The 22,268-nt window shown below is 52.5% G+C and carries 19 protein-coding genes; 12 read left to right on the forward strand and 7 right to left on the reverse strand.

Annotated elements, in window-relative coordinates:
* The first annotated feature begins 2 nt into the window (after positions 1 to 2).
* Positions 3 to 287, forward strand: coding sequence for a HigA family addiction module antitoxin (locus FDX24_RS03020; RefSeq protein WP_048211649.1), 285 nt, complete (start codon positions 3 to 5; stop codon positions 285 to 287).
* Between the two features lie 43 nt (positions 288 to 330).
* Here FDX24_RS03020 and FDX24_RS03025 read toward each other — a convergent pair whose 3' ends face one another.
* The 4 genes from FDX24_RS03025 to fdnG form a co-directional block, all read right to left on the reverse strand.
* Positions 331 to 933 (reverse strand): inorganic diphosphatase, encoded by a 603-nt coding sequence (locus FDX24_RS03025; protein ID WP_061067907.1) that lies wholly within the window; start codon positions 931 to 933, stop codon positions 331 to 333.
* A gap of 128 nt (positions 934 to 1,061) precedes the next feature.
* Positions 1,062 to 1,718, reverse strand: coding sequence for a formate dehydrogenase-N subunit gamma (gene fdnI, locus FDX24_RS03030; protein ID WP_048211647.1), 657 nt, complete (start codon positions 1,716 to 1,718; stop codon positions 1,062 to 1,064).
* Positions 1,711 to 2,595 carry a formate dehydrogenase N subunit beta gene (fdnH, locus tag FDX24_RS03035; protein ID WP_048211646.1) on the reverse strand — a complete coding sequence of 295 codons (885 nt, stop codon included), beginning with the start codon at positions 2,593 to 2,595 and terminating at the stop codon, positions 1,711 to 1,713. Before fdnH ends, fdnI begins: the two co-directional genes overlap by 8 nt.
* A gap of 12 nt (positions 2,596 to 2,607) precedes the next feature.
* Positions 2,608 to 5,655, reverse strand: coding sequence for a formate dehydrogenase-N subunit alpha (fdnG, locus tag FDX24_RS03040; protein ID WP_105242173.1), 3,048 nt, complete (start codon positions 5,653 to 5,655; stop codon positions 2,608 to 2,610).
* Between the two features lie 286 nt (positions 5,656 to 5,941).
* On the opposite strand from fdnG, the gene yddG reads away from it, so the two are divergent.
* From yddG to FDX24_RS03055, 3 genes are all read left to right on the forward strand, one after another.
* Entirely contained in the window at positions 5,942 to 6,823 is an 882-nt protein-coding gene (gene yddG, locus FDX24_RS03045) for an aromatic amino acid efflux DMT transporter YddG (protein WP_048211643.1), read from the forward strand.
* Positions 6,824 to 7,281: 458 nt separating this feature from the next.
* Positions 7,282 to 8,361: a porin OmpD gene (gene ompD / locus FDX24_RS03050; protein WP_048211642.1), complete on the forward strand. Its 1,080-nt coding sequence runs from the start codon at positions 7,282 to 7,284 to the stop codon at positions 8,359 to 8,361.
* 143 nt (positions 8,362 to 8,504) lie between these two features.
* The gene (locus FDX24_RS03055) at positions 8,505 to 8,885 is read left to right on the forward strand and encodes a GFA family protein (RefSeq protein ID WP_086523677.1); all 381 of its coding nucleotides are present in this window, start codon (positions 8,505 to 8,507) and stop codon (positions 8,883 to 8,885) included.
* Here the strand turns inward: FDX24_RS03055 and FDX24_RS03060 are convergent, their stop codons facing one another.
* Positions 8,886 to 10,373: an MFS transporter gene (locus FDX24_RS03060; RefSeq protein WP_137363815.1), complete on the reverse strand. Its 1,488-nt coding sequence runs from the start codon at positions 10,371 to 10,373 to the stop codon at positions 8,886 to 8,888.
* A gap of 117 nt (positions 10,374 to 10,490) precedes the next feature.
* On the opposite strand from FDX24_RS03060, the gene FDX24_RS03065 reads away from it, so the two are divergent.
* From FDX24_RS03065 to FDX24_RS03095, 7 genes are all read left to right on the forward strand, one after another.
* Entirely contained in the window at positions 10,491 to 11,069 is a 579-nt protein-coding gene (locus tag FDX24_RS03065; RefSeq protein ID WP_048211640.1) for a TetR family transcriptional regulator, read from the forward strand.
* Positions 11,070 to 11,280: 211 nt separating this feature from the next.
* The gene (locus FDX24_RS03070) at positions 11,281 to 12,666 is read left to right on the forward strand and encodes a NarK family nitrate/nitrite MFS transporter (protein WP_115643395.1); all 1,386 of its coding nucleotides are present in this window, start codon (positions 11,281 to 11,283) and stop codon (positions 12,664 to 12,666) included.
* A gap of 49 nt (positions 12,667 to 12,715) precedes the next feature.
* Positions 12,716 to 16,456 carry a nitrate reductase subunit alpha gene (locus tag FDX24_RS03075; RefSeq protein ID WP_137363816.1) on the forward strand — a complete coding sequence of 1,247 codons (3,741 nt, stop codon included), beginning with the start codon at positions 12,716 to 12,718 and terminating at the stop codon, positions 16,454 to 16,456.
* The gene (gene narH, locus FDX24_RS03080) at positions 16,453 to 17,997 is read left to right on the forward strand and encodes a nitrate reductase subunit beta (protein ID WP_061067913.1); all 1,545 of its coding nucleotides are present in this window, start codon (positions 16,453 to 16,455) and stop codon (positions 17,995 to 17,997) included. Before FDX24_RS03075 ends, narH begins: the two co-directional genes overlap by 4 nt.
* Positions 17,997 to 18,692: a nitrate reductase molybdenum cofactor assembly chaperone gene (narW, locus tag FDX24_RS03085; RefSeq protein ID WP_003836210.1), complete on the forward strand. Its 696-nt coding sequence runs from the start codon at positions 17,997 to 17,999 to the stop codon at positions 18,690 to 18,692. The genes narH and narW overlap by 1 nt, the downstream gene beginning before the upstream one ends.
* Positions 18,689 to 19,369, forward strand: a complete 681-nt coding sequence (gene narI / locus FDX24_RS03090; protein WP_137363817.1) for a respiratory nitrate reductase subunit gamma — start codon at positions 18,689 to 18,691, stop codon at positions 19,367 to 19,369. Before narW ends, narI begins: the two co-directional genes overlap by 4 nt.
* 97 nt (positions 19,370 to 19,466) lie before the next feature.
* Positions 19,467 to 20,360, forward strand: coding sequence for a PhzF family isomerase (locus FDX24_RS03095; protein WP_137363818.1), 894 nt, complete (start codon positions 19,467 to 19,469; stop codon positions 20,358 to 20,360).
* 58 nt (positions 20,361 to 20,418) lie between these two features.
* Here the strand turns inward: FDX24_RS03095 and nhoA are convergent, their stop codons facing one another.
* Entirely contained in the window at positions 20,419 to 21,264 is an 846-nt protein-coding gene (gene nhoA / locus FDX24_RS03100) for an N-hydroxyarylamine O-acetyltransferase (protein ID WP_137363819.1), read from the reverse strand.
* 158 nt (positions 21,265 to 21,422) lie between these two features.
* Here nhoA and FDX24_RS03105 point away from each other — a divergent pair, with 158 nt between their 5' ends.
* On the forward strand, positions 21,423 to 21,995 hold the full coding sequence (locus FDX24_RS03105) for a flavin reductase family protein (protein ID WP_005126787.1): 573 nt from the start codon (positions 21,423 to 21,425) through the stop codon (positions 21,993 to 21,995).
* Between the two features lie 28 nt (positions 21,996 to 22,023).
* On the opposite strand, the gene pptA is transcribed toward FDX24_RS03105, so the two are convergent.
* A complete protein-coding gene (gene pptA, locus FDX24_RS03110; RefSeq protein WP_061067919.1) occupies positions 22,024 to 22,251 on the reverse strand; it encodes a tautomerase PptA in 228 nt (75 codons plus the stop codon).
* Between the last annotated feature and the right edge of the window lie 17 nt (positions 22,252 to 22,268).

Genomic DNA, 22,268 nt, shown 5'->3' on the forward strand with positions numbered 1-22,268 from the left:
TGATGAAGATGGCAAATCATCCCCGTCCAGGGGATATCATTCAGGAAGCGCTGGACGAACTCACTGTCAGCCTGCGCGAGTTTGCCAGAGCGATGGAGATTGCACCTTCAACGGCAAGTCGGCTATTAACCGGGAAAGCGGCACTAACGCCTGAGATGGCGATTAAACTCTCCGTGGTGATTGGCAGTTCACCCGAAATGTGGTTAAACCTGCAAAATGCCTGGAGCCTGGCAGAGGCCAAAAAAAACGTGGATATTTCACGCCTGCGTAAGCTGGCAGCGCAGTGATAAAAGTGAATGCCGGATACGCTAACGCCATCCGGCATTTCATTTACTGTTTCGGCTGTTTTTCTTTCCAGGCATCCCAGGCCTGTTTGATCTCTTGCTTTGCCGTAGCTGCGTCGTTGAAACCGTTTAATTCGACCTTCTTACGCCCTTCGGGCAACTCTTTGTACACGCGGAAAAACGACTCCAGTCGTTGCACTTCGATCTTTGGCAAATCGCTCAACTCTTTGATGTCGTCATAGGTGGGGTCAATTTTGCTGGCCGGCACGGCGACAATTTTATCGTCCTTTTCCCCGCCATCAATCATCTTCAGCACGCCAATCGCGCGCAACTTGATCAGCGTTCCCGGGGCCAGCGGTGCCCGGGTATAGAAAATCACATCCAGCGGGTCACCGTCACCTGCCAGGGACTGGGTCAATGAGCCGTAGTTTGCCGGATAGGCAACCGGCATTGACTGGAAGCGATCGGCAACGATAAAGCCGGTTTTGGCGTCGGTTTCATATTTTATGATCCCGCCTGCCGGGATTTCAGTCACGGCATAAAACTCTTCCGGGTTATTCTCCGGTTGCGGAAATTCGAGGATATTCTGCGCCTGAGCGGACGCACAGAGAAACACGCTGACTGCGAGTAGTTTTTTCACCAGATGCATTGTCTTTTAACTCTTCTCTTATTGGAAAGACAACACCTTACGTTTACCAAATGACAGAAACATGACGTTTTTTTGGCAAAAAAATGGCGCTACATCCGCAGCGCCATTGTTGTCAGAAAGCGTCAGGTTTACTTAACCCCTTCTTCACTCTCTTTCTTTGCTTCCAGCTTTTCAACATCGCGATACCAGCGCGGGTGATGCTTCTTCGCCCAGCGACGGCTCACTTTCCCTTCAACCATGCCTTTAATTGATCCTTTCACCCAAAATGCCATATACATATGAATGAGGATAGCGTGCATCAGAATAATGCCCGCCGCAGCGTGGATCAGCAGGCTGTAACGCACTACCTGCATCGGGAAATACTGCGCAAAGTATGGACGCCAGATAATAACGCCCGTGACCAGCAGCACAAAAATCATGCTCATGATCGACCAGAACATCATTTTCTGTCCGGCGTTGTATTTGCCCACATCCGCCACTTTGTGTTCATTGCCCTTCAGCACTTCCACAATGTTTTTCAGCCACGGGATGTCTTTCTTATCCGGGATGTTGTGGTGCACAAAGCGCACAAACATGAACATCAGCGCAACGAAGATCAGCAAACCAAAGAAGGGGTGCAGAATACGCCCCATCTGCGGCGTACCGAAGGTTTGCGTCAGCCATTGTAGGGTCGGGAAGAAGAACGAAATCCCCGACAGCGCCACCAGGAAGAAGCAGATCACCACCGTCCAGTGACAGGCGCGGTCGATAAACTTCGTGCGCACAATCATTTTCGACTTACTCATGATGATCCTCCTCGTCGTCGTCCACTTCCTTATTCGGGCCGATGCCAATGTAGTGGTAAATCAGCCCGGCGAAGGTAGCGATAAATCCGGCAGCAGCCAGCGGTTTCAGAGCCCCTTTCCACAGATTGATAGAGGTATCGATCTTAGGCTCTTTCGGCAGACCGTGATACAGCTCCGGCTGGTTGGCATGATGCAGAACGTACATGACGTGCGTGCCTCCCACACCTTCCGGGTTGTAGAGACCGGCATGTTCATAACCACGTGCTTTCAGTTTTGCCACACGCTGCTCGCCCATTTCCAGCATTTCCTGCTTGGTGCCGAAATGTATTGCCCCGGTCGGACAGGTCTTCACGCAGGCAGGTTCCTGCCCGACGCTGACGCGATCCACACACAGCGTACATTTATACACGCGGTTATCCTCTTTATTGAGGCGCGGAATATTAAATGGACACCCGGCAATACAGTACCCGCAACCAATGCAATGCTCTGACTGGAAATCAACAATCCCGTTCGCGTACTGGATGATTGCTCCGGCAGACGGGCATGCCTTCAGGCAGCCCGGATCTTCACAGTGCATACAGCCGTCTTTACGAATCAACCATTCCAGCTTGCCGTTCTGTTCGGTTTCGGTAAACCGCATCACCGTCCAGGACTTGGCGCTGAGATCGGCGGGGTTGTCATACACCCCGACGCAATGACCCACTTCATCGCGGATATCGTTCCACTCTGAGCAGGCCACCTGACAGGCTTTACAGCCTATACAGGTGGAAACGTCGATCAACTTTGCGACTTCGGCTTTGTAATCACGGGCCTGAGGTGGCGGCGTGATGGAGTTTGTTGCGGACCTTTTGATGATGTCCTGCGTTTCCATAGACATATATTCGCCCCCTTACGCCTTCTCGATGTTAACTAAAAACGCTTTGTATTCCGGCGTTTGCGAGTTTGCATCACCGACGTTCGGCGTCAGGGTGTTGGCAATAAATCCTTTACGCGCGACTCCTTCAAAGCCCCAGTGGATCGGGATCCCTACGGTTTCAACCTTCTGACCGTTGACGTTCAGGGTTTGCAGACGACGGGTGACCACCGCAACTGCGCGAATAAATCCACGCTTGCTGCTGACTTTCACGTAGTCGCCGTTGCCGATACCTTTTGCTGACGCCAGCGTTTCGCTGATTTCCACAAACTGCTCTGGCTGGGCAATCGCATTTAACAGTGCGTGTTTGGTCCAGGTGTGGAAATGCTCGGTCAGACGATAGGTGGTTCCGACGTATGGGAAGTCCTGCTTCGTCCCCATACGCAAGGCATCCGCTTCGTACAGACGCGCTGCCGGGTTGGAGATCACGTTCGGGTGCAGCGGGTTCGTACCCAGCGGCGTTTCCATCGGCTCGTAGTGTTCCGGGAACGGCCCTTCCGCCAGCTTATCGATAGCAAACAGACGCCCCAGCCCTTCCGGCTGCATGATAAACGGATTGGTGCCACTACCCGGTGCGGCGTTGTTGAAGTCAGGGATATCGTTTCCGGTCCACTTAGTACCGTTCCACTGGATCAACATCCGTTTCGGATCCCACGGTTTACCCTGCGGGTCTGCCGAAGCGCGGTTGTACAGTACTCTACGGTTCAGTGGCCATGCCCATGCCCAACCCAGCGTATTACCCAGACCTGATGGGTCGGCGTTATCGCGGTTAGCCATCTGGTTGCCCTGCTCGGTCCAGCTACCGGTATAAATCCAGCAGGAGGATGACGTTGTACCGTCGTCACGCAGGAGCGCAAAGCTGTTGAGCAACTGACCTTTTTTCGCCACCAGCACGCCATTCGCATCATAGAGATCTTCCAGCGCATAGCCGTTGTTCTCTTTGGCCACTTCCTCGGAATGCGGTTCGTCCGGCACCTTATAGTTCCAGCTCATTTTCAGCACAGGCTCTACAGCTTTACCGCCTTCGGTGCGATACATGTCGCGCAGACGATGGTAAATACCGGCCAGAATTTCGCCGTCATTACGCGCTTCACCTGGTGCATCCTGACCTTTCCAGTGCCACTGCAGCCAACGGCCAGAGTTAGCAATCGAGCCGTCTTCTTCTGCAAAGCAGGTGGATGGCAGACGGAAAACTTCAGTCTGAATCGACGCCGGATCGACATCGTTGGATTCGCCGTGGTTTTGCCAGAATGTGGACGTTTCTGTGACCAGCGGATCAATAACCACCAGATACTTCAGTTTGCTGAGGCTCTGTACTACTTTGTTTTTGTCCGGGAAGGACGCAACTGGGTTAAAGCCCTGACAGATGTAGCCGGTAACTTTCCCGCTATCCATCATGTTGAAATATTTGATGACGTCGTAGGACTGATCCCACTTCGGCAGCCATTCAAAGCCCCAGTCGTTTTCTTTCTGTGCCGCATCGCCGTAGAAAGATTTCATCAAACTGACGAAGAACTTCGGATAGTTGCCCCAGTAGTTCACCTGGGAGGCCAGCGTCGCTTTGGGTGTATTGGCGGCCAGATAGGTTTGCAGATCAGTCTGCTTTTCTGACGGCAGCGTCAGATAACCGGGCAGGCTGGTTGATAACAGACCCAAGTCGGTTAAGCCCTGAATGTTGGAGTGACCGCGTAATGCGTTTACGCCGCCACCAGCCATCCCCATGTTACCGAGCAGCAACTGGATCATCGCCATGGTGCGGATGTTCTGCGCCCCAACGGTATGTTGTGTCCAGCCCAGCGCGTACAGGAAGGTCGTGGTACGATCGGCAGCACTGGTGGAGGCCAGAACTTCACACACTTTCAGGAAGTCGGCTTTCGGCGTACCGCAGATGTTTTCCACCACATCCGGCGTATAACGGGAAACGTGCTGTTTGAGCAGGTTCCACACGCAACGGGGATGGCTTAAGGTTTCATCGCGTTTTGCGTAGCCATTTTCATCGAACTGGTAGTTCCAGGACGACTTATCATATTGACGTTTTTTGGCGTCGTAACCGCTGAACAAACCGTCTTCAAAAGCAAAATCATCCCGCACCAGCAGGCTGGCGTTGGTGTAGTGCTTAACGTATTCAGCATTGATTTTGTTATTTTCAATCAGATACAGCAATACGCCGGAAAGGAACGTAATGTCCGTGCCGGAGCGAATCGGCGCATAGATATCCGCCACCGACGCTGTACGTGTAAAACGGGGATCGACAACAATCAGCGTAGCATCATTGTTGTTTTTAGCTTCCATCGCCCAGCGGAATCCCACCGGATGTGCTTCAGCGGCGTTACCGCCCATCACCATTACGACGTTAGCATTTTTGATATCAACCCAGTGGTTGGTCATCGCACCGCGACCAAATGTTGGAGCAAGACTTGCTACCGTTGGTCCGTGTCAGACGCGTGCCTGGTTGTCTACCGCCAGCATGCCGAGTGAGCGCACGAATTTTTGCGTCAGCATGCCGGTTTCATTACTCGCCGCAGATGCACACAGCATCCCGGTTGAAAGCCAGCGGTTTACCGTCACGCCCTGCTCATTCTTCTCAATAAAGTTGGCGTCACGGTCTGCTTTCATCAGTTTTGCGATGCGGGAGAAAGCTTCATCCCAACTGATGCGTTGCCATTTGTCGGAACCGGGAGCGCGATATTCCGGGTAGCGTAAACGGCTTTCGCTGTGCACGTAATCCAGTAATCCTGCTCCCTTAGGACAAAGTGCCCCACGGCTCACCGGATGATCCGGATCCCCTTCGATATGATAAATCGACTCTTTGGCGTTTTTTGCTCCATCACCAAGGCTATACATTAATAGCCCGCAACCTACGGAACAGTATGTGCAGGTGTTTCGGATCTCTTTTGCGCGTAACAGTTTGTAGTTTCGCGCCTGAGCCAGTGCCATTTTGGGTGCAAAACCCAGTGCGGCCACTGTTGTTCCCGCCATACCGCCCGCGCAGATTTTAAAGAATTGTCTGCGGCTGACGTCCATTGCTTTCCTCTTTTTTACAGGGGTTCGTACAAGACATCTTTCACCTTGCGCCAGCGCGGCAGTCTGAAAGATGACATGTACAACTTCGCGACGAAACTAACAGCTATATCCATATTTTTTTTGCGTCAAATCAATAACGAAACGGTTCCGCTACTAAATAGTGCAGTTTGTGTAACCTGTGTACCCACAAGGGGTTAGCTAAAAGCTAATTAGTTAGCCCGTGCTGACGTAAAAGTGCTATAAATTTCAGCTTCATTTTTGCCAGGACGACGGACAGACAAACAGCATGACAAAACAAAAAGCAACGTTAATCGGGCTCATCGCCATTGTGCTGTGGAGCACGATGGTGGGGTTGATTCGTGGGGTAAGCGAAGGTCTCGGGCCAGCGGGCGGCGCAGCGATGATCTTCTCGCTAAGCGGCCTGCTGCTGATATTTACCGTCGGATTTCCAAATATTAGAAAAATACCTGTTCGTTATTTAATCGCCGGTAGCGTGCTTTTTGTCAGCTATGAAATTTGCCTGGCGTTGGCATTAGGTTATGCCGCTACCCGACACCAGGCAATAGAAGTAGGAATGGTCAATTATCTCTGGCCAAGTCTGACGATTTTGTTTGCTATATTATTTAATGGTCAAAAAACAAACTGGATGATTATTCCAGGATTAATTCTCGCATTGACCGGAGTCTGCTGGGTTTTAGGTGGCGAGAACGGTCTAAATCCAGGTGAAATTATCAGCAACATTGCCAGTAGCCCGCTGAGTTATTTTCTCGCATTCTTGGGCGCTTTTATCTGGGCAACGTATTGCACTGTCACTAATAAATTTGCGAAAGGGTTTAACGGTATCACCGTTTTTGTTTTACTGACGGCGGCAAGTTTGTGGGCCTACTATTTTATGACGCCACAGCCAGAAATGGTTTTCAGCACACCGGTGACCATTAAGATGTTCACGGCTGCATTAACGCTAGGATTTGCCTATGCGGCCTGGAATATCGGAATTTTACACGGAAATGTCACTGTCATGGCAGTAGGGTCTTATTTCACCCCAGTGCTTTCTTCTGCCCTGGCTGCTGTATTGCTCAGCGCCCCGCTGTCGTTCTCGTTCTGGCAAGGCGCACTGATGGTCTGTGCTGGCTCACTACTGTGCTGGCTGGCAACACGTCGGATATAGAAATCAGGCCGGGTTTCTGGCATAGAGATAGAACCCGGCTACACTCTGGTCAGTTAACGGATAATAATTGTACATTTCGCTTGTGTATTATGTTTTTATTTGTTTAATTAAATGTTAAGTAACTGGTAATTAATCAACAGCCGAAAATATTATATGTTTACCTATAACCCTCTGGTTGTATATATTTTACATAGGTTACTAACGATTAGTAAACCATAACCAGCACAATAGTCCCCGCCGAAAATATATCCCAACAAAAGGTCACATATTAATATTAATATAATCAGCTGTATTATGTAGATCTAGATCACACAAATTCAAATATTCCGCAATATTATGAAACTTATTATTGAACTAATACCACATCGTCATTTAAAAATAGTTCGTCATTGGTGAACGGCCTCGTTTAGCAATGGTTTAGGAAACACACCAAGAAAAAATTATAAGGATTATTTAGAATGAAACTTAAATTAGTTGCAGTGGCAGTGACTACCCTGTTGGCAGCGGGTGCGGTAAACGCAGCTGAGATTTATAACAAAGACGGTAACAAACTGGATCTGTACGGTAAAGTTCACGCTCAGCATTACTTCTCTGACGATACCAGCAGCGATGGTGACAAAACTTACGCGCGTCTGGGCTTCAAAGGCGAAACTCAGATCAACGACCAACTGGTTGGTTTCGGCCAGTGGGAATATGAATTCAAAGGCAACCGTTCTGAAGATCAAGGTTCCGAAGCAGACAAAACCCGTCTGGCATTCGCTGGCCTGAAATTCGCTGAATACGGTTCTTTCGACTACGGTCGTAACTACGGCGTAGCCTACGACATCGGCGCATGGACTGACGTCCTGCCGGAATTCGGCGGTGATACCTGGACCCAGACTGACGTCTTCATGACTCAGCGTGCTACCGGCGTGGCAACTTACCGTAACACTGACTTCTTCGGTCTGGTTGAAGGTCTGAACTTTGCTGCTCAGTATCAGGGCAAAAACGACCGTAGCAGCGACGTTGAAGCGAACGGTGACGGTTTCGGTCTGTCTTCTACTTATGAATACGAAGGCTTCGGCATCGGTGCAACCTATGCGAAATCTGACCGTACTGATGACCAGATGCGTAATGGCAACAACGAATTCTACGCTTCCGGTAAAAACGCAGAAGTATGGGCTGCTGGCCTGAAATATGATGCGAACAACATCTACCTGGCAACTACCTACTCTGAAACCCGCAACATGACCACGTTCGGTAAAGTAGACGGTATTGCTAACAAAGCGCAGAACTTTGAAGTTGTTGCTCAGTACCAGTTCGACTTCGGTCTGCGTCCGTCCATCGCTTACCTGAAATCCAAAGGTAAAGATCTGGGTGTTTACGGCGACCAGGATCTGGTTGAATACGTTGATCTGGGTGCGACCTACTACTTCAACAAAAACATGTCTACCTTCGTTGATTACAAAATCAACCTGCTGGACGACAACAAATTCACTTCTGACGCACGTGTTAGCACTGACAACATCGTGGCAGTTGGTCTGAACTACCAGTTCTAATTTTGTTGTAAGTTGAATACAAAGCCAGTCCATCCAGGGCTGGCTTTTTCTCTTGATGTAGACTCGGTCATAAGGAGTATGCCGTGCAGACGTTCACTGGTCGTTGTCTTTGCGGACAGAGTCATTTTACCGTAAACGTCGAAATGCTTGATGTCTATGCCTGCCACTGCACGCTGTGCCAGAAATGGTCCGGTGGTGTCGCCATGTATCTGGAAGCCAGCGGTCATCCACTACTTTCCCCTGATTCAGCAGAACCTTCGCACTTTCCCTCATCAACGCGCGGAGAACGTTTCTTCTGTTCCGGCTGTGGATGCCCCTTGTGGTTTACGCTGACCGATAGCGACCGCTACTTTATTCCGTGGACATTGCTGGAGCTGAATGAGGTGGATCGCCGCCGTCTGATTCTGGCGGCTGAAATCTATACCGAAACACAGCCTGCGTTCTGGCGGTTGACGGGGCAATACGCTCGCCTGAGTGGAAAAGAAGTCGAAGCGATGGATTACCCCTGTCATTTAGCTCACTAGTTATTGATGGTTCACTTTTGCCAGGCTGAACCACATCCCTACCGCTAATACGATAAGCATGCTGCCAGCGCTGCTCAATGCCACGCTGTGCGACCAGGTAAATGCTTCTCTGGCAGCTGCAAGCAACGCGTCGCTAAGAGACGGCGAAAGAGAATGTGCTAATTGCACCGCTTCACCCATTGACGATGAAGCACGTTCCAGATCCTGCGCACTGAGGCCGGCAGGCGGTAGAATCGATGCGGAAAAACTACGGCTTAGCAAGAGACCAAAAATCGCGATCCCAAGACCGGCCCCCAATTCATAGGCCATGGTTTCGATAGCCCCCGCCGCAGCGGCTTTTTCAGCCGGGGCTGCCGCCATAATGGCCGCCGTTGAGGCCAGTAGCGCACTGGCGGCACTGAACCCCAGTAACGCCATTAATATCCAGGCCTGGATCTGCTGAGTGCTGAAATCCGTCATTGCCAGACCGTAGAAACTGACCGCACTCAACGCCATACCTGCCGTTGCCACGCAGCGCAATCCCAGCCGTGAAACCAACATACCGGCAATCGGGCCGCTGAAGCCACTCGCCAGCATGACGGGTAGCATAAACAGTCCCGCCTGATACGGCGTTAAACCGTGAACAAACTGTAATTCCTGGGCCATCAACAGCTCAAATCCCACCAGGGTGATCATCGCAGTCATCGCCATTACCACGCCGCTTAAGATAATGCGATGGGTGAACAACCGCATATCAATCATCGGACGTGAGGCCGCGAGCTGAATACGAACAAATTTCCACAGCAGCACTGCTCCTGTTAACAGCGTCAATACGATAACCCCGGTCGCCATATGCCCTTTTAGCGCCGTTTTAGCACTGTAAACCAGCAGTAAAATCGCCACGATCAACATAATCGCATGGCCAAAATTTAACGACTGATCGCGGCGTCCAGTCTGGCACGGCACGTAACGTGCGGTCAATGTCATCACCACCAGAACAATGGGCACATTGATTAAGAACACTGAGCCCCAGTAGAAATGCTCCAGCAACATACCACCGACTAAGGGACCAAATGCTGCACCGCCTGAACCGACGGCAGCCCAAACGCCGAGTGCCATATTACGATGACGTTGTTCGGCAAAGGTGGCGCGAATACCTGCCAGCGTCGCCGGAACGATCATCGCCGCACCAATAGCCAACACGGCCCGGGTTGCGATTAGCCAGCCGGCACTGTGAGCAAACGCGGCAGCCAGCGAAGCCAGACCAAATAGCCCCCCCCCCAGTATCAGCAAGCGCTTAAAACCGATGCGATCGCCCAACGCCCCCATCGGTAACACCATACCGGCCATTACCAGAGAATAGATATCAATGATCCACAGCAGCTCGTTACCACTGGCACCCAGCGTCATACTCAGCGTGGGCGCGGCAACGTGCAGCACCGTTGCATCAATCGCAACAGGGATGTAGACCAGCACAATAATCACTAACGTTAACCACTGACGAAACATAAAACTCCCTACAAAACTGAAACTGGACACACGTCCAGCTTTAGCGATCCTACGGAAAATTGAACGTATGTCCAACTTTTTGTTAAACTGGCAATAATGTGAATATAGGGAGGAAGCATGAGCTATATGAATCGGGATGAACGTCGGGAAGTGATCCTGCAGGCGGCAATGCGCGTGGCGCTTGAAGAAGGATTTTCCGCCATGACGGTTAGACGTATTGCCACAGAGGCTCAGGTAGCGACCGGGCAACTGCATCATCATTTTACGTCTGCCGGTGAGCTTAAATCCCAGGCCTTTGTCCGCCTGATTCGCACCCTTCTCGATGCCGAACTGGTCAGTGAAAACGCAACTTACCGTGAACGACTCCATGCCATGTTGGGAAGTGAAGACGGTGGGTTCGAACCCTATATAAAACTGTGGCGTGAAGCACAGGTTCTGGCGGATAAAGATCCGGAAATCAAAAGCGCTTACCTGCTGACCATGCGGATGTGGCACGAGGAAACCGCGAATATTATCACTCAGGGACAGAAGGCCGGTGAGTTTTCATCCACCCCAGATGCCGCCGATGTGGCCTGGCGTTTAATTGCGTTGGTATGCGGTCTGGATGGTATCTATGTATTAGGCATTGAGGAAATGGCCGATCCAGCGTTCGAGCGCCACCTGGATCGCATGATAACGCTGGAGTTATTTATTTGATGTTATACATGAATTAACAATACACCTTTTCAATTTACAATTAGTAACACTTAAGCAACGTGTTATTCCTCTGACGCGCCGCGTTATTGCGCTTTTTTATCTATTCTTTCAGTCAATATTCCCAAAACTTTTCAATAGTTTCTAAAAGAACTCGCGCGGCGCTGTATGCGTTTATTTCTTTTTCATGAACGGCATGTGCATGGAGAATAATATGTCAGCATCAAATGAGAAAAATAATCGTTATCTTTTAACTGACTGGAAACCCGAAAATCCTGCCTTTTGGGAAAATAAAGGTAAGCACATTGCCCGAAGAAACCTATGGATATCAGTGAGTTGTCTGTTGCTGGCGTTCTGTGTCTGGATGTTGTTCAGTGCTGTGGCCGTCAATTTGAATAAAATTGGTTTTAATTTCACCACCGACCAACTGTTTTTATTAACCGCATTGCCTTCTCTTTCAGGCGCAATATTGCGAGTCCCCTACTCCTTTATGGTACCTATATTTGGTGGACGCCGTTGGACCATTTTTAGCACCATTATTCTGGTCATTCCCTGCCTTTGGCTCGGATTTGCCGTGCAAAATACCGCTACTCCGTTTGGCGTATTTATTATTATTGCGCTGATGTGTGGTTTTGCTGGCGCTAACTTTGCCTCCAGCATGGGTAATATCAGCTTTTTCTTCCCGAAAGCGAAGCAAGGCAGTGCGCTAGGTGTTAACGGCGGGCTCGGTAACCTTGGTGTCAGCGTGATGCAGTTAATCGCGCCGTTAGTCATTTTCCTGCCCCTATTTACCTTTTTAGGGGTACAAGGCGTGCCGCAGCCTGACGGTTCTTTACTGTCACTGGCAAACGCCGCATGGATTTGGGTTCCGCTGCTGCTGCTCTCAACGCTGGCTGCGGGCGTGGGAATGAATGACATCGCCAGTTCGAAGGCCTCAATCGCCTCTCAACTACCGGTCCTCAAACGCTTTCATCTGTGGCTGCTAAGCCTGCTGTATCTCGCCACCTTCGGTTCATTTATCGGTTTCTCGGCCGGCTTTGCCATGCTGGCGAAAACACAATTCCCTGACGTGAATATTCTGCAACTGGCGTTCTTCGGCCCGTTCATCGGCGCGCTTGCGCGTTCAGCTGGCGGCGTGATCTCTGACAAGTTCGGCGGCGTGCGCGTCACGTTAATCAACTTCATCTTTATGGCGCTGTTTAGTGCCCTGCTGTTTCTTACCCTTCCCGGCTCCGGAGAAGGAAGTTTTGTTGCCTTCTATCTGGTGTTTATGGGCTTGTTCCTGACCGCAGGACTGGGCAGCGGTTCGACCTTCCAGATGATTGCGGTGATCTTTCGCAAAATCACCATTTACCGGGTGAAGCTGCACGGTGGTACTGAAGAACAGGCCCAGCGTGAGGCGGTAACCGATACCGCAGCCGCACTGGGTTTTATCTCCGCAATTGGCGCTGTCGGGGGCTTCTTTATCCCGAAAGCGTTTGGTTCATCGCTGGCGCTGACCGGGTCTCCGGTAGGTGCAATGAAAATATTCCTTGTGTTCTACATCGTCTGCGTACTGGTGACCTGGCTGGTATACGGCCGGAAATCACAAAAAAAATAGTCATCTTTTGGCCTGTGCAGGCAACGTTATTCGAAGCAGGAGTTATGTCATGAGTAAACTGTTAGATCGCTTTCGCTACTTTAAACAAAAGGGTGAGACATTTGCCGAGGGGCACGGGCAAGTGATGCACACCAACCGGGACTGGGAAGACAGCTATCGTCAGCGCTGGCAGTTCGACAAAATTGTGCGCTCTACCCACGGCGTGAACTGTACCGGCTCATGCAGCTGGAAAATCTACGTTAAAAACGGACTGGTGACCTGGGAAACACAGCAAACTGACTACCCGCGAACCCGTCCTGACTTGCCAAATCATGAGCCACGCGGCTGCCCGCGTGGTGCCAGCTATTCCTGGTATCTGTACAGCGCCAACCGCCTGAAATATCCGCTGGTGCGTAAACGTCTCATCGAGCTGTGGCGTGACGCCCTGTCCCGCCAGCCCGATCCGGTGCTTGCCTGGGAATCGATCATGAACGACCCGCAGAAGTGCCAGAGCTACAAACAGGTGCGCGGGCGCGGCGGGTTTATCCGTTCCAACTGGAAAGAGCTTAATCAACTGATTGCTGCTGCCAACGTCTGGACGGTAAAAACCTATGGCCCGGACCGCGTGGCCGGATTCTCGCCCATTCCCGCCATGTCGATGGTTTCCTACGCGGCGGGTACGCGCTATCTCTCACTTCTGGGCGGAACCTGCCTGAGCTTCTATGACTGGTACTGCGATTTACCGCCTGCGTCACCCATGACCTGGGGTGAGCAGACCGACGTTCCGGAGTCAGCCGACTGGTATAACTCCAGCTATATCATCGCCTGGGGGTCTAACGTGCCACAGACCCGTACCCCGGACGCCCACTTCTTCACGGAAGTACGCTACAAAGGCACCAAGACGATTGCCATTACGCCGGATTACTCGGAAGTCGCCAAACTCTGTGACCAGTGGCTGGCACCCAAACAAGGTACTGACAGCGCGCTGGCGATGGCAATGGGCCACGTCATCCTGAAAGAGTTCCACCTCGATAATCCCAGCGATTACTTCCTCAATTACTGTCGCCGCTATACCGACATGCCAATGCTGGTGCTGCTGGATGCCCGCGAAGATGGCAGCTACGTACCTGGACGCATGATGCGCGCTTCAGACCTGGTTGATGGCCTGGGCGAAAGCAACAATCCGGAGTGGAAAACGGTGGCTTTCAACCGCGCAGGCGAACTGGTTGTCCCGAACGGTTCGATTGGTTTTCGCTGGGGCGAAAAAGGCAAATGGAATCTCGAATCGCTGGCGGCTGGCGCTGAAACAGAGCTTTCCCTCTCGCTGCTTGGTCAGCATGATGACGTGACCGGCGTGGCATTCCCCTATTTCGGCGGCAACGAAAACCCACATTTTCGCAGCGTGAAGCAGGAGCCGGTGCTGATTCGACAATTGCCGGTAAAACGTCTCACCCTCGCAGATGGCAGCGTTTGTCCGGTGGTGAGCGTCTATGATCTGGTGCTGGCGAATTACGGCCTCGACCGTGGTCTGGATGATGTTCATAGCGCACAAGATTACAGCGAAGTAAAAGCCTACACCCCGGCCTGGGGTGAGCAAATTACCGGCGTGCCACGCCGTCATATCGAACAAATCGCCCGTGAGTTTGCCGATACCGCGCACAAAACGCATGGCCGTTCGATGATCATCCTCGGGGCTGGCGTTAACCACTGGTATCACATGGACATGAACTACCGCGGGATGATTAACATCCTCGTGTTCTGTGGTTGCGTGGGACAAAGCGGCGGCGGCTGGGCGCACTATGTGGGTCAGGAGAAACTGCGTCCGCAAACCGGCTGGTTGCCGCTGGCCTTTGCGCTGGACTGGAACCGCCCACCGCGTCAGATGAACAGCACCTCGTTTTTCTACAACCACTCCAGTCAGTGGCGTTATGAAAAACTCACCGCGCAAGAACTCCTCTCTCCGCTGGCCGATGCGTCGAAGTTTAGCGGACATTTGATTGACTTTAACGTACGTGCTGAACGAATGGGCTGGCTGCCGTCCGCGCCGCAGCTAAATCTCAACCCACTGACTGTCAAGGCAAAGGCAGAACAAGCGGGAATGTCTCCGGTGGAATACACCGCGCAAGCGCTGAAATCGGGTGATATTCGTTTTGCCTGCGAGCAGCCGGATAGCGGCAAAAACCATCCACGCAACCTGTTCGTCTGGCGCTCTAACCTGCTCGGCTCCTCCGGTAAAGGGCATGAATACATGCTCAAATATCTGCTGGGTACCGAAAGCGGGATCCAGGGAGAAGCGCTCGGTTCAAGCGACGGTATTAAACCTGAAGAGGTTGAATGGCAGTCGGCGGCGATTGAAGGCAAGCTCGATCTGCTGGTGACGCTCGACTTCCGTATGTCCAGTACGTGTCTGTTCTCCGATATCGTGTTACCTACCGCCACCTGGTATGAAAAAGACGATATGAATACCTCGGATATGCATCCGTTTATTCACCCGCTGTCGGCTGCAGTCGATCCTGCCTGGGAGTCAAAAAGCGACTGGGAAATTTATAAAGGCATCGCCAAAGTGTTCTCCGAGGTATGTGTGGGGCACCTTGGGCAAGAGACGGATGTTGTATTGCAACCGCTGCAACACGACTCCCCGGCAGAGCTGGCGCAGCCGTTTGACATTCTGGACTGGCGCAAAGGCGAATGCGATCTCCTGCCGGGTAAAACAGCGCCGAATATTGCCGTTGTGGAACGTGACTACCCCGCCACCTGGGAACGTTTCACTTCGCTCGGACCACTCATGGACAAACTCGGCAACGGCGGGAAAGGCATTGCGTGGAATACCCAGGCGGAGGTCGATTTCCTCGGTAAGCTGAACTACACCAAACGCGAAGGCCCGGCAAAAGGCCGACCGCTGATTGATACCGCGCTGGATGCCTCTGAGGTGATCCTCGCCCTGGCACCGGAAACCAACGGTCAGGTGGCGGTGAAGGCGTGGGAAGCGCTGGGGGCGATGACCGGTCGCGACCATACGCATCTGGCGTTGAACAAAGAAGACGAAAAGATTCGTTTTCGCGATATCCAGGCGCAGCCGCGCAAAATCATCTCCAGCCCGACCTGGTCCGGCCTTGAAAGCGAACATGTCTCCTATAACGCAGGCTATACCAACGTCCACGAACTGATCCCATGGCGCACTCTGTCCGGTCGCCAACAGCTGTATCAGGATCACGCGTGGATGCGCGCCTTCGGTGAAAGTCTGGTGGCGTATCGTCCGCCTATCGATACCCGCAGCGTCAGTGAAATGCGAGAGGTTCCGCCTAACGGCTTCCCGGAAAAAGCCCTCAACTTCCTGACGCCGCACCAGAAATGGGGCATCCACTCTACCTACAGTGAAAACCTGCTGATGCTGACGCTGTCGCGTGGCGGGCCGATTGTCTGGATCAGTGAAACTGATGCTAAGGAGTTAGGTATTGAAGACAACGACTGGATCGAAGCTTTCAATGCCAACGGCGCGCTCACCGCGCGTGCAGTGGTGAGTCAACGCGTGCCGCCGGGAATGACCATGATGTATCACGCCCAGGAGCGAATCATGAATATCCCTGGCTCCGAAGTCACCGGGATGCGTGGCGGGATCCATAACTCGGTCACCCGCGTCTGCCCGAAACCCACGCACATGATCGGCGGCTATGCGCAACTGGCATACAGCTTCAACTATTACGGGACGGTCGGCTCTAACCGCGATGAGTTCATCATGATTAGAAAAATGAAAAACATTAACTGGCTGGATGATGAAGGTCGCGATCAGGTACAGGAGGCGAAAAAATGAAAATACGCTCACAGGTAGGCATGGTTCTGAATCTGGATAAGTGCATCGGCTGCCACACCTGCTCCGTCACCTGTAAAAACGTCTGGACCGGGCGTGAAGGGATGGAATATGCGTGGTTTAACAACGTCGAGACTAAACCGGGCATTGGTTATCCAAAAAACTGGGAAGATCAGGAAGAGTGGCAAGGCGGCTGGGTTCGCGATGTCAACGGCAAGATCAGACCGCGCCTCGGCGGCAAGATGGGCGTGATCACCAAAATTTTCGCCAATCCGGTGATCCCGCAAATCGATGATTACTATGAACCGTTTACCTACGATTATCAGCATCTGCATAGCGCGCCGGAGAGCAAGAATCAGCCCACCGCGCGTCCGCGCTCGCTGATTGATGGGAAACGGATGGACAAGATTATCTGGGGCCCCAACTGGGAAGAACTGCTTGGCGGTGAATTCTCAAAACGGGCCCGCGACCGTAACTTTGAGAAGATGCAAAAGGAGATGTACGGTCAGTTTGAAAACACCTTCATGATGTATTTACCGCGCCTGTGCGAACACTGCCTGAACCCAAGCTGTGTCGCCACCTGCCCGAGCGGTGCTATTTATAAGCGTGAAGAAGACGGCATTGTGCTGATCGACCAGGACAAATGTCGCGGTTGGCGCTTGTGCATCAGTGGCTGTCCGTACAAAAAAATCTACTTTAACTGGAAGAGCGGTAAGTCAGAGAAGTGTATTTTCTGCTACCCGCGTATTGAGTCCGGCCAGCCGACGGTGTGTTCAGAAACCTGCGTTGGGCGTATCCGTTATCTCGGGGTATTGCTGTACGACGCCGACCGTATCGAGGAAGCAGCGAGCACCGAGCATGAAACCGATCTCTACGAGCGTCAGTGCGATGTGTTCCTTAACCCGCACGATCCGGCGGTGATTGAAGAAGCGCTTAAACAGGGTATTCCGCACAACGTCATCGAAGCGGCCCAACGTTCACCGGTTTACAAAATGGCGATGGACTGGAAGCTGGCGCTACCACTGCATCCGGAATACCGCACCCTGCCGATGGTCTGGTACGTGCCGCCGTTGTCACCGATTCAGTCAGTCGCCGACGCGGGCGGACTGCCGCACAATGGCAACATTTTGCCTGCGGTTGAGTCGCTGCGCATTCCGGTACAGTACCTCGCCAATATGCTTAGCGCGGGCGATACCGGCCCGGTACTGCGCGCCCTGAAACGGATGATGGCGATGCGCCACTATATGCGTTCGCAAACCGTAGAAGGTGTTACGGATACTCGCGCGATTGAGGAAGTGGGTCTGAGCGTTGAACAGGTTGAGGAGATGTACCGCTATCTGGCCATCGCCAACTATGAAGACCGCTTTGTGATCCCAACCAGCCATCGTGAAATGGCGCGTGATGCCTTCCCGGAGAAAAACGGCTGCGGCTTTACCTTCGGCGACGGCTGTCACGGCTCGGACACTAAGTTCAATCTGTTTAACAGTAGCCGCATTGACGCTATCGATATCACCGAAGTACGCGATAAAGCGGAGGGTCAATAATGCAAATCCTCAAGGTTATCGGTCTGCTGATGGAATACCCCGACGAGCTGCTATGGGAGTGTAAAGACGACGCGCTGGCGCTTGTGGCCAGCGATGCTCCAATGCTGAGCGATTTTAGCCAGGAACTGCTCAATGCGCCGTTACTGGATAAACAAGCTGAATGGTGCGAAATCTTTGACCGGGGCCGGGCCACCTCTCTGCTGTTGTTTGAACACGTGCACGCCGAGTCCCGCGACCGTGGTCAGGCGATGGTCGATCTGTTAGCGCAGTATGAAAAGGTCGGGCTGCAGCTAAACTGTCGCGAACTGCCGGATCACCTGCCGTTATATCTTGAGTACTTAAGCGTGCTACCGGAAGCGGAGGCCAAAGAAGGACTGCAGAACGTCGCACCGATTCTGGCGTTGCTTGGCGGGCGCTTAAAACAGCGCGATACGCCGTGGTATCAACTGTTTGATGCCCTGTTGCAGCTTGCCGGAAGCCCTCTTTCAAGTGACAGTGTCACTAAGCAGGTTGGCGCGGAAACGCGCGACGATACCCGACAGGCACTGGATGCAGTCTGGGAAGAGGAACAGGTGAAGTTTATTGAGGATAACGCCACCGCCTGTGACAGTTCACCGTTACAAAACTATCAACGACGCTTTAGCCAGGACGTGGCACCTCAGTATGTCGACGTCAGCGCGGGAGGCCCGAAATGATACAGTACCTGAACGTCTTTTTTTACGATATCTATCCGTACCTGTGCGGTACGGTGTTTATCCTCGGCAGTTGGCTACGCTACGACTACGGGCAATACACATGGCGCGCCTCTTCCAGCCAGATGCTGGACAAACGCGGTATGGTGTTGTGGTCAAACCTGTTCCACATCGGCATTCTGGGGATCTTTTTCGGTCACCTGTTTGGCATGTTAACGCCGCACTGGATGTACGCCTGGTTCCTGCCGATTGCGGTAAAACAGCAGATGGCGATGATTGCCGGCGGGCTTTGTGGCGTGCTAACGCTGGTGGGTGGCGCTGGCCTGCTGGTGCGCAGGCTGACTAACCCGCGCATTCGCGCAACCTCCTCAACCGCAGATATTCTGATCCTCTGCGTTCTGCTGATTCAATGCATCCTCGGTTTAACCACTATCCCGTTCTCTGCACAGCATCCTGACGGCAGTGAAATGCTAAAACTGGTCGGTTGGGCGCAGTCGGTGGTGACCTTCCAGGGCGGTGCATCTGCGCATCTGGATGGCGTGGCGTGGGTTTTCCGTGTGCATCTGGTGCTGGGGATGACCATTTTCCTGCTGTTCCCGTTCACCCGCCTGGTTCACGTGTGGAGTGCGCCGTTTGAGTACTTTACCCGCCGTTATCAGATAGTGCGTTCGCGTCGCTAATTTCCTCTGCTGCCCGGTAGCGCGTGCGCTTACCGGGCAGCATCGCTATCCCGCTTTTTGTACGTTATGATGCTTCTCCATCCCAGGGAGAACGCTAATGAAACCACAGGTTTATCACGTCGATGCCTTCACCTCAGTACCCTTTCGCGGCAATTCAGCGGGAGTGGTGTTGCATGCTGACGGATTGAGCGAAGCGCAGATGCAGCTCATTGCTCGCGAGCTACGTCATTCGGAAACCGCATTCCTGCTGACCAGTGACGACAGCGATGTTCGCATTCGTTATTTCACGCCGACGGTCGAAGTTCCTATCTGTGGGCATGCTACCGTCGCCGCACATCACGTGCGGGCCAAGGTGCTGGGTCTGGGCAACAGCACCGTCTGGCAAACCTCGCTCGCCGGTCGTCATCGGATCGATATTGAAGCGAGTGACAATGACTATCGCATCAGTCTTGAACAAGGCGTACCTGGATTCGAAGCTCCGCTGGAAGGTGCTGTACGTGCCGCAATAATCGATGCGCTGCACCTGAGCGAAGACGATATGTTGCCCGGATTACCCATTCAGGTTGCCACCACCGGACACTCTAAAGTGATGATTGCGCTGAAGCCTGAGGTGGACATCGACGCCCTTTCCCCTGATTTGCCTGCCCTGACCGCTATCAGCCAGCAAATTGGCTGTAACGGGTTCTTCCCTTTTCAAATTCGCAAGGACGAAAACGCCACCGATGGCCGCATGTTCTCGCCAGCTATTGGTATTGTGGAAGATCCGGTCACCGGCAACGCGAATGGTCCAATGGGCGCGTGGCTGGTACACCATAACCTGATGGCCCATGATGGCAAAACGTTGCATGTTCAGGGCCACCAGGGTCGCGCGCTCGGGCGTGACGGTATTGTTGATGTGACAGTGACTATCCGTGATAACCAGCCAGAGAAAGTAACGATTTCCGGCTCTGCTGTGATCCTGTTTCACGCCGAATGGGCGATCGATTTTTAAATCTTCAGGTAGGCCGGATAAGGCGATTACGCCGCATCCGGCATTAATTCTGATGCCCCTATTTTCCCGCCTCCGGATGTGTATCAAACGCCGCCATGACTGTCGCCAGCTCATCCAGGGTAAACCCATGCTTCACGTCATCCACGCCCAGTCCAAACCGTTCCTGCAACAGCGTATACAGGCTGGCGACGTCAGGCAGATTAATCTGCTCTATCGCGTGACCGTCCTGATAATGGGTAAAGTGGAAATTGGTCAACGTCAGCTTGCCGCCGTCAGGTAAATGACGACACATCAGCAGATGGTGGCGGAAATGCGACTGCGGCCAGTGCGCGGACCAGAAGTTACCCATCAGATAATCGCTGTGATGTTGCACCACCAGATCGAATCGGTACATTGACTGCCAGTGATCATGATGGCGGAACTGCAATATCCAGTCTTCCCCCTCCTGAATCAACCGATAGTCGCCGTGCGGCGTTTGCTGTTCAAGATCAGCCTGCAGACGAATGGGAGCCGTCAGCGTTTGTCCGCCGAAGCCAACGTCAGCGATCCACTGTTCACCCTGTAATTCAACCAGTAACAGGCGATGTGTACGCGGCGGCAGACTTGACGGATTAGCCAATACCACGCGTCCCAGTAAACTGCGTACGGTAAAACCGATGTCGCGTAGCGCCCGTTCAAATACACCATTTTGTTCAAAGCAATAGCCACCGCGGCGGGCAGTGACCAACTTCTCTTCAAGGGACAGATCGTCAAGCTGCATTTCACGCGGCAGCAGCACATCAAGATTTTCAAAGGGTATGGCACCGTTATGCAGTAAGTGTAGCGCTCTCAACGTTTCAATGTCGGCGTTGGGCGCATCTGACCAGCCAATACGGGCAAAATAAGCGTTTAAAAAAGGCGTCATACGGGATTCCTGTTTGTTGAATGTTGTACTTATAACGCATTTTTAATTTTACGCCGTCGCTTTTGTGCGCTGTTCACCCCGGTGAGGCGACAAAATCGCTAATCCCGTTACTATCTATGTTTATTGTGATGTCATTTTTATTCTGCCGAGGAGTCACTATGAGTCATTTTCGTCCGGTTGAATTACAACACGCCAGCCGACTGCTTAATCACGGCCCCACCATTTTGATAACCAGTCGTGACGCGAATACAGAACGGCGTAATGTGATGGCGGCCGCGTGGTCAATGCCCGTGGAATTTGATCCGCCGAGGGTGGCCATTGTTGTCGACAAGACCGCCTGGTCACGCGAACTGATCGAGCGTAGCGGGCAATTTGGTATTGTTATTCCAGGGGTTGCCGCGACCAACTGGACCTATGCCGTGGGGAGTGTTTCCGGTCGAATAGAAGATAAGTTCAACTGCTACGGTATTCCGGTGGTCAACGGCCCGGTATTGGGATTACCGCTAATAGAAGCCAAGTGTCTCGCCTGGATGGAATGCCGCCTGCTTCCTGCCACAGCGGCTCAGGACAAATATGATACCTTGTTTGGCGAAGTGGTTTCTGCCGCTGCCGATGAGCGGGTATTTGTGCAAGGACGCTGGCAGTTTGATGATGGCAAACTCAATACCTTGCACCACCTTGGCGCCGGAACGTTTGTCACCAGCGGGAAACGCATAACAGCGGCTGAATAATACGGGCGCAATAATCGCCCGTTCTCGTTCACATGCTGTAGCCGGGTTTTTTAATCAATGTGTCCATCTGCGGTGCGATTTCCGCATTCCACACGCCCTGCCACGCCTCGGGCTCAATTTCATTCAGCGCCACGCTGACCGAGCTGTCTTTGCTTTGCAAATGACGAATAATGACCTCGGTAATATCCGCCGCCAGCGCGGTTTTTTGTTCGTTGGTAAGGGCGCGAGGAAAGCATTTGATATCGACGTGCGGCATAGCAGATTCCTTATTGT

This window comes from Citrobacter sp. wls716 (assembly GCF_005280975.1).
In the GTDB taxonomy this organism is placed as follows: Bacteria; Pseudomonadota; Gammaproteobacteria; order Enterobacterales; family Enterobacteriaceae; genus Citrobacter; species Citrobacter youngae.